The 13298-nt window shown below is 39.6% G+C and carries 14 protein-coding genes and 1 other annotated feature; of the genes, 5 read left to right on the top strand and 9 right to left on the bottom strand.

Annotated features, from left to right (window positions below):
• Positions 1–103 precede the first annotated feature (103 nt).
• Positions 104–979 carry a DUF4405 domain-containing protein gene (locus tag MMB69_RS04810; protein ID WP_260506662.1) on the bottom strand — a complete coding sequence of 292 codons (876 nt, stop codon included), beginning with the start codon at positions 977–979 and terminating at the stop codon, positions 104–106.
• A 246-nt stretch (positions 980–1225) separates the two neighbouring features.
• Positions 1226–1457 (top strand) — a binding site (T-box leader).
• Between the two features lie 67 nt (positions 1458–1524).
• Here MMB69_RS04810 and MMB69_RS04805 point away from each other — a divergent pair.
• Positions 1525–2895, top strand: a complete 1371-nt coding sequence (locus tag MMB69_RS04805; RefSeq protein ID WP_264408490.1) for an amino acid permease — start codon at positions 1525–1527, stop codon at positions 2893–2895.
• A gap of 42 nt (positions 2896–2937) precedes the next feature.
• Here the strand turns inward: MMB69_RS04805 and MMB69_RS04800 are convergent, their stop codons facing one another.
• A complete protein-coding gene (locus MMB69_RS04800) occupies positions 2938–4164 on the bottom strand; it encodes a DUF819 family protein (RefSeq protein ID WP_264408491.1) in 1227 nt (408 codons plus the stop codon).
• A 222-nt stretch (positions 4165–4386) separates the two neighbouring features.
• Between MMB69_RS04800 and MMB69_RS04795 the strand changes: the two genes are divergently transcribed.
• Positions 4387–4554 (top strand): hypothetical protein, encoded by a 168-nt coding sequence (locus MMB69_RS04795; protein ID WP_221783585.1) that lies wholly within the window; start codon positions 4387–4389, stop codon positions 4552–4554.
• 42 nt (positions 4555–4596) lie between these two features.
• On the opposite strand, the gene MMB69_RS04790 is transcribed toward MMB69_RS04795, so the two are convergent.
• From MMB69_RS04790 to MMB69_RS04780, 3 genes are all read right to left on the bottom strand, one after another.
• Positions 4597–5163 (bottom strand): TetR/AcrR family transcriptional regulator, encoded by a 567-nt coding sequence (locus MMB69_RS04790; RefSeq protein ID WP_075419365.1) that lies wholly within the window; start codon positions 5161–5163, stop codon positions 4597–4599.
• A 121-nt stretch (positions 5164–5284) separates the two neighbouring features.
• Complete coding sequence (locus MMB69_RS04785; protein WP_277447271.1) at positions 5285–5923, bottom strand: hypothetical protein; 639 nt, start codon at positions 5921–5923, stop codon at positions 5285–5287.
• Positions 5920–6819 (bottom strand): LysR family transcriptional regulator, encoded by a 900-nt coding sequence (locus MMB69_RS04780; protein ID WP_277447270.1) that lies wholly within the window; start codon positions 6817–6819, stop codon positions 5920–5922. Before MMB69_RS04780 ends, MMB69_RS04785 begins: the two co-directional genes overlap by 4 nt.
• Before the next feature lie 155 nt (positions 6820–6974).
• On the opposite strand from MMB69_RS04780, the gene MMB69_RS04775 reads away from it, so the two are divergent.
• Positions 6975–7724 (top strand): sulfite exporter TauE/SafE family protein, encoded by a 750-nt coding sequence (locus MMB69_RS04775; RefSeq protein WP_013058643.1) that lies wholly within the window; start codon positions 6975–6977, stop codon positions 7722–7724.
• Positions 7725–7745: 21 nt separating this feature from the next.
• Here MMB69_RS04775 and MMB69_RS04770 read toward each other — a convergent pair whose 3' ends face one another.
• The 3 genes from MMB69_RS04770 to MMB69_RS04760 all read right to left on the bottom strand — a co-directional run bounded on the left by MMB69_RS04770 (position 7746) and on the right by MMB69_RS04760 (position 9990).
• On the bottom strand, positions 7746–8240 hold the full coding sequence (locus MMB69_RS04770; RefSeq protein WP_221783578.1) for a GNAT family N-acetyltransferase: 495 nt from the start codon (positions 8238–8240) through the stop codon (positions 7746–7748).
• 67 nt (positions 8241–8307) lie between these two features.
• On the bottom strand, positions 8308–8949 hold the full coding sequence (locus MMB69_RS04765) for an NAD(P)-dependent oxidoreductase (RefSeq protein WP_098792038.1): 642 nt from the start codon (positions 8947–8949) through the stop codon (positions 8308–8310).
• A 378-nt stretch (positions 8950–9327) separates the two neighbouring features.
• Positions 9328–9990 (bottom strand): MgtC/SapB family protein, encoded by a 663-nt coding sequence (locus tag MMB69_RS04760; RefSeq protein ID WP_277447269.1) that lies wholly within the window; start codon positions 9988–9990, stop codon positions 9328–9330.
• A 104-nt stretch (positions 9991–10094) separates the two neighbouring features.
• Here MMB69_RS04760 and MMB69_RS04755 point away from each other — a divergent pair, with 104 nt between their 5' ends.
• Both MMB69_RS04755 and MMB69_RS04750 read left to right on the top strand, forming a co-directional pair.
• Positions 10095–10904 carry a class I SAM-dependent methyltransferase gene (locus MMB69_RS04755; RefSeq protein WP_277447268.1) on the top strand — a complete coding sequence of 270 codons (810 nt, stop codon included), beginning with the start codon at positions 10095–10097 and terminating at the stop codon, positions 10902–10904.
• A gap of 43 nt (positions 10905–10947) precedes the next feature.
• Complete coding sequence (locus tag MMB69_RS04750) at positions 10948–11667, top strand: poly-gamma-glutamate hydrolase family protein (RefSeq protein ID WP_277447267.1); 720 nt, start codon at positions 10948–10950, stop codon at positions 11665–11667.
• 145 nt (positions 11668–11812) lie between these two features.
• Here the strand turns inward: MMB69_RS04750 and pdxR are convergent, their stop codons facing one another.
• Positions 11813–13216, bottom strand: a complete 1404-nt coding sequence (gene pdxR, locus MMB69_RS04745; RefSeq protein ID WP_277447266.1) for a MocR-like pyridoxine biosynthesis transcription factor PdxR — start codon at positions 13214–13216, stop codon at positions 11813–11815.
• Positions 13217–13298: the final 82 nt, after the last annotated feature.

The raw sequence follows: 13298 nt of genomic DNA, 5'->3' as shown, positions 1-13298 counted from the left end.
CCACCTAAGTTTATCTCATATTAATTTTGCAAAGCATTCGCTTTTACATAAATGATTTTACTTCTGTACGATGAAAAAACAGTGAAATAGATAGCTTTTTTATTTAAATTTCCGCAGCCGGACCCGACATTTTTTTGCGTCTTTTTACTCCTGTTAATATTTTTTCAATATAATAAATAACGATAATAAAAACCGACATAATAGCAAAATAAGTACCGATTACAACAAAAGGATTTGGACTTTCAAAACCGCCTTCTTTTCCTTTCATCCCTCTTTCCAAACCTTCGCCATCGTGATCAAAGTTCGGACGTTCGTGACCAGCAGATGCCGTCGCAGGAGATTTGTTCTCGCTAAATGAATGGCGATCAAAATCCGGCTTCCCACCGTCTTTTTGCGGCATATCTGAGGAACTTAAATTCAACACTCTCGCTACTCCTCCAAGTTTTCCAAGAAAGTCTGTCTCATTTATTTCGTATATGCCAACGACTAACAGTGCAACGGTTGCGAGCTTAGCTGCTATGCCTAAGCTTTTCTTTGACTTTTTGAATTTCGTCATATTTTTACATACATTTATAACCCATTGCCAATGAAGACCTATGTGAGCGGCTACTAAAATTAACACTAAGAATGATACCGAAATATGCGAAACCTTAAACCACTGTTCGTTCCCAACATTAATATTTGGAAATACTACTCTTGAAATAAAAATACCGCTAATCATAATAAATGACATCGTAATCAACAGCATGATATTTAAAAAATAACCGAACTTTGTTCTGCGCGGAAGCTTGCGGTCAAATAATTTAACCGTAACTTTCTTTACCCACTGCCAGTTTAGCAGCACGTGGGTAAAAAACGCGACGGCAATCGCTAGCCCCGCAATTTCATGAAACGTTAACCCTCCCAATACTTGTTTGTTAAAAAATAAAACAAACGTAACGGCCATTAAAAGATCCAGTCCAAACCGGACGTACATCATCTTTTTCACTCTATTCATTCTCCTCAGCTATGTATTTGTCAAAACAACCTCTTTTTCATATTTCTTAATGTAATCAGAGTTGGTGAAAATTAGGTGAAACGACTGATTTTTTTACCAAAATAACCAGTCCTGAGTTCTATAAAAAACAAAGTTCCATCATTTTATTTTTTAGAAAATAGCTGTTGACAAAAAAAAAAGAAGCACGTATAGTAATGGTTATTCATCAAGAGTTTTCAGATTTTAATCAAAAACACAGCGATTGGGAGTAGTAGAAGCTTATTATTCGGTCAAGAGAGCTACGGGTTGGTGTAACGTAGTCCAATAATACTTTGAACTCGCCCAGGAGTGGTAATTCAGAAAGAATGCAGAAGTATTCTCTAAGTTTTAACGTCTAACCTTCGTTATCAGGTTTTAAGCAGGGTTCTTTAAGAGCCAACAAGAGTGGTACCGCGGTTAGCTAAAGCTTATCGTCTCTTCTCTCATTTGATAATGAGGTAGGAGACGATAAGCTTTTTTTATTTTATAAAAAAGTGGAGGGAAAAGTCATGAAGAAGGACAACCAAGGTTTGCAGCGAACAATGACTTCACGTCACATTATGATGATGGCGCTAGGTGGAGCAATTGGCGCTGGTTTATTTAAAGGAAGCAGCTCAGCTATTGATATGGCAGGACCATCAGTTATCATTGCTTATTTAATTGGCGGAATTATTTTACTATTCATTATGCAAGGTCTTGCTGAAATGGCGGTTCGAAACAGTGACGCACGAACGTTTCGTGATTTAGTTCAGTCGATTTTAGGAAGCTACCCCGCTTATTTTTTAGACTGGATTTACTGGAAAATGTGGGTGTTAAACATTGCAGCTGAAGCCGTTGTAGCAGCTATTTTTATTCAGTACTGGCTTCCTGATTATCCAATTTGGATGCTTGCTTTAGGCGTATCCGTTATTGTCACAGTTATTAACTTGCTTTCGGTTAAAGCATTTGCTGAAACAGAATACTGGTTAGCATTAATTAAAATTACGGTCATTGTGATCTTTATCATTGCTGGACTTCTGTTACTATTTGTATCATTTGGTCACCATACCGCAGCGGGTTTTTCAAACTTGAGCGATCACGGCGGTTTCTTCCCTAAAGGACCAACTGGGTTAATTACGGCGATGTTAGTGGTCATCTACTCTTACGGTGGAACTGAAATCATCGGAGTGACGCTAGCTGAAACAAAAAATCCTGAGAAAGTAGTACCAAAAGCCGTGCGCAGCACATTAACGCGCATCATTGCTTTTTATCTGTTCCCGTTTTTTATCATCGTGAGCTTAATTCCTTGGAATGAAGTAAACGGCGTTTCTCAAAGCCCTTTTGTGATAGTATTTAAAATGATTGGAATTCCCGGAGCAGATCATATTATGAATGCCGTTATCTTGTTAGCCGTTATTTCTTCAATGAACTCAGGACTTTACGGCTCATCACGTATTTTATATACGCAAGCAGTAGACGGTCGAGTGCCAAAGATATTTTCGAAACTTTCTGTTAACAAAGTTCCTGTCTATGCAATCTTAATGTGTACATCATCCCTTTATATGGGCGTGTTGATTTCCTTATTTGCAGGAAGTAAAACATTTGATTATTTGATGGGATCCTTAGGATATACCGTGTTGTTTATTTGGTTGATTATTGCGATCGCACACTTAAAGTCCCGCAAAGTTCAGCCAGAAGCATCGAGCAGCTACTCTGTTAAATGGTTTCCTTATACGACGTGGGCTGCCCTAATTGCACTAAGCGCTATTTTAATTGGTGTTATCTGCACAACCTCCGTTGTTATTACGACTATTACACTAGCTATCTATTTATTTATTACAGCTACGTATATCTTTAAAGGCCGCTTTTATCGATCATCAGCGGTCAAGCACGCTAAATAAAAAAACGCCTCCTTTGAGTCATCAGAGGAGGCGTTTTTTTATTTAAAATGTTAAGTACCAATAGCCAAGTGCAAAACCGATATAGTTACCAATAATATAGCCAAGCGTTCCTACTACCAAGATAGGACCAACCAAACTTCCCCATCCTTTAGCAATCGCCATTGCACTTGCTGTCGTAGGTCCCCCTACCGTTGCATTGCTCGCCAGTAAAATATGTTCTAAATCAATTTTAAATACTTTTCCTAAAAGCAGCCCCATTATTAAATTACTTAGTCCCACAATGAGCACAAACAGAATCAAAAGAGGTGCTTTTTCAACAATTAACGGAATGGACGCCGGCACTCCAATGACAACAAAGAAAATATAAATGAAGTACGTGCCGATTTCTTGGCTTCCGCTAATGTTTTTAAAATAAGAAGGAAACAGATAAATGACAAGAAACGTAAGTGTGGAAAGCAATAAGTATTTTTCGCTCAAAATAGTATGTAATAATGTTTGAACTACCGAAACATTTGGACCGGTTGGAATGATTGTTCCAAACCATTCGGCTAATTTAAACGATGCAACCACTAGAAAAAATGATGTACCAATTGAAGCCGCCACGTCTTTTAACGAAATTTCTTTTTTTGCCCAATATTTTTCTGCAAGCGTATGACGATCATTTTCTCCATATTGCCCAGCCTCTACTTCTTGAATATGAGGCGTCTTAAAATGTTTTCTAAAAAACTTCATAGAAGGAACAAACATATACACGGCAAACAGCAAAGCCATGACCATATTATCAGCAACCACCGTCGCGGAAACCATTTGACTTGATGGTTCAAATTTAGCCGTAACGGTAGCAAAGTTAACCCCTCCGCCTACATAAGAAGCGCCGATAGCAGCTGCAATTTTTGCTAGTTCAGGAATATAATCTTTTAATAACAAGAAGCCTGCCGTGCTCCCTATAACCGTTCCTACTGCACAGATTAAGAAAATAAAAAGCAGCTTCCGGCTTTCTTGAAATAATTCTTTCATATTGACTTGAAATAACAATAATGGAATGGCAAGCGGTACTAGATACGCCCAAACCGCATCATAAACCGGAGACTCTGTTGGAATGATTTTTAAATTTGATAGGATAAGCGCTCCTGCTAGCGCAATAATAGCTCCTGACAGAAAAGAAGCCCACTTATACTTTTGTTCGAGAAAAATACTAACAGAAGCCCAAATCGCTAGAATTCCCCATAGTGCCCACGTATCATCAGCTTGAATAATAGTAAAAATCACAAGCTACTCCTTTCTTTCTCTTTTTAAGAAATAGAATTTTCAGAAAATATACTTTAAATTTTATCAATATATGCCAAATTCAGTCAATCTATAAAAAAGAGTCGGGGACAAAGTAGTCTAGTTAAAGTGAAACACGAACTATCTATCACAAAGGATGAATAGTTCGTGTTTTTTTATGATTATGGTGAACGTAGGTTTTATGTAGGTAGCTACTTCTAGCTGTTGATTGGAGGACAAGGCGAAGACTCCTGCGGGAAAAACGGCACAGATGAGATGCCGCAAGAGCACAAGCGACGAGGAGGCTCAGCGGCCTCCCGCGGAAAGCGAAGCCTTGCACGGAAATCAACAGCAGTGTCACAAGCAGTCCAGCTCATGTATCCCGATTGTTAGTCTTTAGATTAGATTCATTTTGTGATGTCCCAGCCTCACTTTTTATTTACGAACAAGAACTGGAATCTGCTGCTGAATCTGCTGCAAAGGAGCGCTTGTTTTCTCTGTTAACGAACGCAAGATTCCTCCTTCGATCATACAGTTAATCACAACTGCAAGCTCTCCTGCCTGCTTCTCTTGAAATCCGCTCTCTATCATTTTTTCTCTAAAAAGTTTTTCCCAATCTTGAAACGCTGCGTAGCAGACTTCGCGCAGCGGTTCATTAATAAGGGCCGTTTCTCCAGCCAGCAGTCCAACAGGCATACCAGCAATACTTTCTTCGTGTTCAAACTGCTTGGACAATTCTTCAATAAAATACTGAATAGCCTGCGCTGCGTCAGAAGATTTATTTAGACTTTCTTTAATTTGAACTTGTACGTATTTATTCGTATATTGAACAGCGTGAATCGCCAGTTCTTCTTTCCCTTTTGGAAAATAATAATAAAGAGACCCTTTTGGCGACCCACTCTCTTTAATAATTTGATTTAATCCTGTTGCATGATAGCCTTGCAGCTGAAAAAGCCGCGATGCTGTTTCTAAAATCTTATCGCGTGCATTTGCTTTCTTCACAAAACGATGCCTCCCCTATATAATAAGTGGTTTCTATAACACTACTTATCATATAAGGAAATGAAATTTTTGTCAAAATAAAGTGAATATTTTACCATTTATTTTTTCTTTTTTTCATTTCTTATGACCTAATAATTGTTTTTCTTACTTCTTCCGCTAACGGTTGAAGAGGCGTAATAATACGGTCGCTTACCTCCGCCGCCGCTTCTACCATTGAGAGCTGCGCCACTGAAACAACAGTGTTATGCTCTTTTATTAGCTCATGTAAGACATGTTTTACCTTCTGTTTATACTTCTTTAGGTTTCCAGTCATTACTAGTTCAAAAGCACCTTCTATTACAACAGGACGAACCTTTATCTTTACATTTTGATAAAATGCAAATTTGTCTAGGCGCTTCATTGTTCCTTCTACGGTCTCCGGATTTGTAAACACGATAAGCTGCGGTTCTTCTATTTCACATATTCGGCGAAAATAAGGCTCATCGATTTTAATAATTGGAATATCGCTTGTAAATGCTTCTGGTAAAAGAGCAATGTAATTCGTACACGTAAGTAAAATGGCATCCGCTGAACATTCTTCCATCCACTTTAACTGCTTTTCTACTTTTGCAGCTGCTGCCTCCGCTGCAAACTTAGGGTCGGTTGTTACCCGATGTACAAGGCCGGGGTCTACGAAATGCATACAGTTCGCAAACGGCAGCGCTTTTTCTATATAAGAGATGTTCGAATGATGAGCGTGCAGGCAAGCAATTTTCTTCATCGTTTTCCTCCTGTATGATGGTCTTTAAAATACTGAATTAAAAATTCCTGGAACTTTTTCGCAACAGGAGTTAAATATTTATCCTTGTTCCACGCAATCCCAATTACCCTTGAAGCTGTGTCTTCTTTGAGTTTTATTTTTTTTATACCTCGCAAGTCTACTCCCTTTATTTCAGGAAGCAAGGCGACCCCTAAATGTGCTGCTACAAAGCCAATCACCGTTAAAAATTCTTCTCCTTCAAACGTAATATTTGGGACCATTTCGGCTTCTTCAAACAGCTGATCAAAAATTGTTCGGCTTCCATATCCTTTTTTTAACGCGATAAACGATTCATGAGCCAACTCTGAAATCGAAAGCACTTGCCTTGAGGCAAAAGAATGCGTATCAGGGACATACGCGTACAGCTCGTCCTTCCATAAATATTCCCACTGAATTCCTGCCCTAGATTCCGTTACGGAAGACATACAAAAATCAATTTCCCCCGTTTGAAGCTGATCGAGCATGATGTTCGTGGCGTTCTCAAAAATTTGAAATTGAACGTTCGGATACTCTTGTAAAAAAGCATGAACTAGTTTTGGGACCGACGAAGCGCCTAATGATTTTAAAAAAGCAAACGAAATACTGCCGCGATGAGGGTGGATTAAATCTGAAAGCTCACGTTTAGCTTCTTCCATTTCGTTTAATACTTTAGCCGTTCGTTCGTAAAAAAGCCGTCCGTATCGATTTAAAATAACTTGCCTTCCTTTTCGTTCAAATAGCGGCACGCCAAGCTCTGATTCTAATTTAGAAATTGAGCGGCTGAGCGTAGGCTGTGCGATTGATAATTTTTCTGCGGCCTTTGTGAAATGTTCCGTTTGAGCTACAACATTAAAATATTCGAGCTGCTGCCATTCCATTTTTTCACATCCTTTACTTATTACATAATACTATTAATTTCATATAAATTATACATTGGACGTCATAAAAAATTCATGTTTAAATGAAGAACGTAGCACTTGCTAAAAATGTTATGTGTCTGCATAGAATAAGTGTTGAAAGAAGGAATTAGTTTATGGATGTTTCAATTGTTTTAACAATGTTAGCCGTCGGACTGATCTTAGGATTTGTCGGAGCAGGCGGATCAGGTTTTATTATTTCAATTTTAACGCTGCTGTACGGCGTATCTGTACACGTTGCACTCGCAACAGCTCTTACCGCAATGATTTTCTCTTCTTTATCTGGCGCAGTCAGTCATTACCGCGAAGGTAACGTATCTTTAAAATCCGGTATCTCTGTTGGTATCCTCGGCGCATTAGGCGCTTGGATTGGGTCTAACCTTTCATCCTTTATCCCAGAAGGCGAGCTAAAATGGCTAACAGCCGGTATGCTTTTATTATCTGGTGTTCTACTTTGGCTGCGAATGTTTTTATTTTCCCGTCAGCAAAAAGAACGTACGATTCCAACAGGAGCTAAATTTGTCGTCTACTCTTTACTAATTGGCTTAATTACCGGCGCTCTGTCCGGAATGTTTGGAATTGGATCAACTCCATTTATCCAGCTTGGCCTTATGATGGTGTTAGGCTTGTCTATTCGTCAGTCGGCCGGAACGACAATGCTCGTTATTATTCCGATTGCCATCGGCGGAGGAATGGGCTATTATCAGCAGGGCTTTTTAGATATTCCACTGTTGATCCAAGTAGTAGTCGGCACAATGGTCGGTTCATATATTGGAGCAAAATTTACAAATCGTGTACCTGCTCCCGTATTAAAAACGTCCCTTGTAGCGCTGCCTATTTTCTCTAGCTTCCTACTTGTTATATAAGAAAAAAGCTTGAACTCTTGTTCAAGCTTTTTTTATGTCCATCTGATAAACAAACTGCTTTCCTTGGCTTCCAACAATATGCCGGTTTGTATCCACAAAGCCGCTTCGTTTATACAGGTGCTGCGCCGCCGTGTTTTTATGGTTCACCCCTAGCACCACTTCATTTTTAGTCGGAAAGTGCTTTTTGATAAAAGAAGGAAGAAGCTTTAATGACTTTTTCCCAATCCCATTTCCTTGATAATCAGGATGAATGGAATACGATCGTATTAAAAGTGCGCCGGATCTTTTAATATATTCTTTAACGGCTTCCCCTGCGTCGAGCACGAAAAAGCCGGCTAGTTTGTTTTCTGCCAAAATCAAAACAGGCGTTCTGTCTCTTTCCTGCTCACACTTAGCTAAGGCTTCAGCGGGAAGTGCCGTATAAATGAGCTGTTCTTCAGGCAGCGTATAGCTATGTATAGATGACTCGTAGGCTTCACTATAAAATGTTAGTGCTACGTTTATTGTATTATCCATTCTATACCTTACTCCTTTTTCCATAGTATAACATGCACAAAAAAAGCCGCATAAAGCGACTTTTCCTTTATCTAGCGTCGGATACAACGGTAAAGCGTTCGTTTACATGCTCTCCTCGCTCAATCTCATCAATAACAGCAATGGCATAATCAGCATAGCTGACATGGCTGTTTCCTTCTGAGTTTAAAATAACATGATCTTTCCCAGTTTTATAAGCATCCGTTCGTTTTCCTGAAGGATTAAAAAATGCTGCTGGGCTAATAAACGTCCAATTAATATCGCTTGTACTTTCTAAATCTTTTAAATTTTGAGCTTGATTGTCAGCTGTCGCTTTGTACTCTTTTGGAAAATCAGGCGTATCCGCTAGACGCGTCGTTTTCTCCTCATCAACAAACAAACTGCCTGCTCCTCCTACAACAAGAAGACGAACGTCCGGAGCTTGTTTAAATACATGAATTAACGACTGCCCCGCTTCTACATGCAGATGTTCTTTTCCTTCAGGAGCTCCAAACGCATTCACTACTGCATCCAAGCCTTCGATATCTTTTGCCGTGATATCAAAAATGTCTTTTTCCAGTGTACGAACATCTCGTTCATCTACTTTGCTCGCATCACGTACGATTGCCGTTACATCATGCCCGCGATTTAAAGCTTCTTTCACGATAAAACTTCCTGCTTTTCCTGTAGCACCTACGACTCCAATTTTCATTTTAAAACCTCCAGTAAAATTCTCTATATTTAGGTAATAGCCTTTTTTTGCTGTGATAAAACACTGCGAAACGGTTTAAGCAAGATAGAGAGAACAAATTGGATAAATAAGTTAGTATGGATTACTTTTAACACCGCGGTTGATTTCCGTGCAAGGCTTCGCTTTCCGCGGGCGGCCGCTGAGCCTCCTCGTCGCTTACGCTCCTGCGGGGTCTCACCTGTTCCGCTTTTCCCGCAGGAGTCTTCGCCTTACCCTCCAATCAACCGCTAGAAGCACCTACATACACGAAATCTACGTCCTCCATTCATCGTTCGGCCCTGCTCTTCCTTCAACTAAAATACGTTTCTTCCAGTTTCTTTTGAAAAAATAAATAAGTGCTTATTCAATTTCAATAAATAACACGTGAGCCATAGAGTGAATCGATTTAATCAATTCTACTTTATTCCCTTTCTTTTTTGCTTTTCCTTTTATTTCAACAAAATAAAGCAGTTCACCTTGATGATGATCCTGGTGAATTTCATAGGATGAAATCATAATACTTTCCCTTTCAATCTTATCAAGGAGCTCATAAATATCCTCTTGATTCGCTGCACGAAACTTAATTAAAATGGAATGAGTAGAAAGAGATGTAAACATTACGTTCAATATTTCTAAGCCAATCAGCACCAATATAGTTGCGCTAATGCCGACTGTATACATACCCGCCCCAATGGTTAAACCAATTCCCGACGTTGCCCATACGCCTGCGGCTGTTGTGAGCCCTCTAATATGCTGCTTTTGAATAATAATCATACCTGCTCCTAAAAAACCAATACCGCTTACTACTTGTGCGGCAACCCGGCTCGGATCAAGAGCCATATGATCTTGATGAAGCACATCTGAAAAGCCATATTTCGAAATTAACATAATCAGCGTGCTACCGACAGCAACTAAAAAATGAGTGCGAAAGCCCGCTTCTTTTGCTCTAAATTCTCTTTCTAATCCAACCAAAGCTCCTAGCAGACCTGATAGCGCGAGACGACTAATAAAAGCTGCAGTCACTTTTTTTCCTCCTTTCTCTTCAATTTTTCATAAATACACCTATTAACTATTTCTATTTTTGTTATAATTTACTATAACTTTTTTTGAATAGGAGGCTCTTTAAAATGGATAAAGTCATCGATTATTACAGCAGATTTGATGAATGGGGACGGTTAGAACGAGAACCTATTGAGTTTCAAGTAAACTGGCATTTTATAAAAAAACACCTTCCTCCTAGCGGTCATATTTTAGATAACGGTGCCGGACCGGGAAGATATGCCTTGAAACTAGCAGAAAACGGCTATGAAGTAACTTTGACTGATTTGACGCCCCAGTTAGTTGAAAAAGCCAAAGAAAAAGCTTTAGAACAGCAAGTATTTAATGTATTTCGTAATTTTTATGTGGCAGATGCACGAAACCTTCGCTATTGTTCAGATGAACAATTTCATGCGGCATTAATGCTTGGACCAATGTATCATTTACAGAAGAAGCAAGATCGTATTCAAGCCGTTCGAGAGCTGTATCGGGTAACAAAGCCAGGCGGAACTGTTTTTATTTCATTTATGCCGCGTGTTCAGCACGTGATTTCTTCTTTAACATCACCGGAACGTTTAAAACCAAACAACACGGCAAAAGCGCTTCATGATTTTTATGAATCAGGCTGCTTTGATCATGCAGAAGAAGGCCGATTTACTCACGCTTATTACACTAAAATTGAGGATATTATTCCTTTTTTAGCGAACCATGGATTCCAATGTGTTGAGCTAATTGCCTCTAACGTTGCTTCGTCAGTTAATTCAAAGGAATGGAAGTACTGGCAGGAAACTTCTTCTGAAGAAATGAATAGCATCGTTCAGCTCCTTATTCAACAAGCATCGAACCCTTATCACCTTGGCCTGTCTTCTCACTTACTTTACATCGGGCGAAAAAATTAATAATCACCTCTATTTATCATAGAATAAATAGAGGTGATTATTAATGAACCGTTTATTCAAATGGAGTACGAGCACTTTGCTATGTTTGATGTACTGCTTTTTAATTCCCCTTCCTTCTTATGCAAGCGGTGACTATTATTCCTCTTATGCAGAACTGCAGCAGCACGAGATTCTCCATCAAGACTACGATATTCGCTACGAACAGCGCTCTAGCTACCTATCCATTATGGCCATTCACGGCGGAGGAATTGAACCGGGCACATCAGAAGTCGCCAAAGAACTCGCCGATCGCTTTTCCGCTTCTTATTATTTATTCGAAGGCATCAAGTCCAATAACAACGGAGTTCTGCACATAACCTCAGAAAACTTTGACGAACCGATTGCTAGAGGAATGGCTCAGCAAAGTATGTCCGTCATGACGATTCACGGCTATAGCGGGAGTCAGCCTATCGTATATGTAGGCGGAAAAAATCAGCTTTATAAAGAGCTGGTAAAGCAAGCGCTGCGCAAACACGGCTTTACAGTCCGTGACGCTCCTTCTGACATTGCCGGAACAAGCGAACAAAATATTGTGAATGATAATTTGCTAAAAGCCGGAGTACAGCTTGAACTGACGGCCGAACTAAGAAAATCATTTTTCGCAAACTATGACTGGTCGAGAAACAACCGCATGAATGTAACGCCGCTTTTCCATACATTTATCACTTCCTTACAAGAAGCATCTTCTTCCTATCAAACTTTCCTTTACTTTCAAGTTCACTAACTTATCAACTCTTGCCTGTTCCTTGATTTCCAGACAAAAAACCGGCGCAGTCTGTGTAATCAAACGCGCTGGTTCTTATCTATTTCTCTCGCTGAAATAGACCGTTTAAAGTCTTTTTGTTTAAAGAACTCTTTAATTTCACTTCTTATTGGACGAACCAAGCTTTAAACAGCGAATCTATGCCCGTTTTTATTTCTTCATCAGACAGTCCTGCAAATCCAAGCAATACATAAGGCGTGTTGTTGTCATCGGCACTATGATAATAAATAGACGCTGGATAAATCGTTACCCCTTGCTTGGCAGCTGCTTCAATTAGTTTTTGTTCACTCATTCCGTTTTTTACCTTAAGAAGAATATGCAATCCAGAATGTTCTCCAATAACATCTACACGTTCTCCCATAATAGCAGTCAAGCAATCTAGCAGCAGCGCTTGTTTCTTGCGGTATGCTGTTCTCATTTTATTCAAGTGACGTTCCCAGTGCCCTTCTTTCATAAACAGAAAAAGCGTATGCTGATGAAGCCTTGAAACAGGCTGTTTAAAAAGTCCACAGTGCTTTACATAGCTTGGAAGAAGCCGGTGTGGCAGCACGGCATAGCTTATTCGAAGAGAAGGCATCAAAGACTTTGAAAACGTTCCCGTATAAATAACGCGATCGTCTTGATCTAATCCTTGAAGTGCGGGAATCGGTTTTCCTTTATAGCGAAATTCCCCGTCATAGTCATCTTCTATAATATAGCCATTCGTTTCTTCCGCCCACTCTAGTAGTTCAAGTCTTCTTGCTATCGGCATGACCATACCAATGGGAAATTGATGAGACGGCGTAATGTATACCGCATCCGCTCCGCTTTCTTTCAGTTCCTTGACTTTCAAGCCAGAATCATCAAGAGAAACAGGGAGCACTGACATACCTTGCCTTTGAAAAACGTTCCTCGTTCGGTGAAAACCTGGATTTTCGAATCCAATTATTTTTTCTTTCCCCAATGTAACAGAAAGCAGCCACATAAGATACTGCGTACCTGCACCTATCACAATTTGCTCCGCTGTGCAGCGCACTCCTCTTGAGTGGTAAAGGTAGGCTGCAATTTCTTGGCGAAGAAGCAGTTCGCCCTGCGGATGTCCGCTGTAAAAAAGCTGGCTTTCATCATGATAAATAGTTTGCACCGTTAGCTTTTTCCACGTATTATACGGAAATTTTTCCACATCTATCTTTCCGTGGCTAAAATCAATAGCAGTCGATTTCCGTTCTTCTTGCGGTAAAGAGACATAGGTGGGAGACAGTTCTTGAAGCACGACTTCATTTTTTATCTCTTTTACAAATGCTCCTTTCCTGGCTAGTATCTCAATATAGCCCTCTGCTTCTAACTGTATATAAGCTGCTTCAACCGTATTTTGGCTAATGCTTAAATGAAGAGCTAGCTTTCGTTTAGAAGGCAGTTTTTCATAAGGTGGAATGGTACCTTTTTGAATTTGTTTCTTTATGTAAGTATAAAGCTGCATGTATATGGGATCTGCTTTTCTTTTATTGAGCAAGGGCATTAACTCTAACATGGTATTCTTTCCTTTCTAACTGATACTATTAAATTCGCTGTTTCTGACACTTACTCTCAGTTCAGGTTCTTCATATACTGGA

Origin of the sequence: Priestia sp. P5 (genome assembly GCF_029522155.1) — a bacterium.
In the GTDB taxonomy this organism is placed as follows: Bacteria; Bacillota; Bacilli; order Bacillales; family Bacillaceae_H; genus Priestia; species Priestia megaterium_E.
This window is presented reverse-complemented; position numbering and strand designations above follow the sequence as displayed.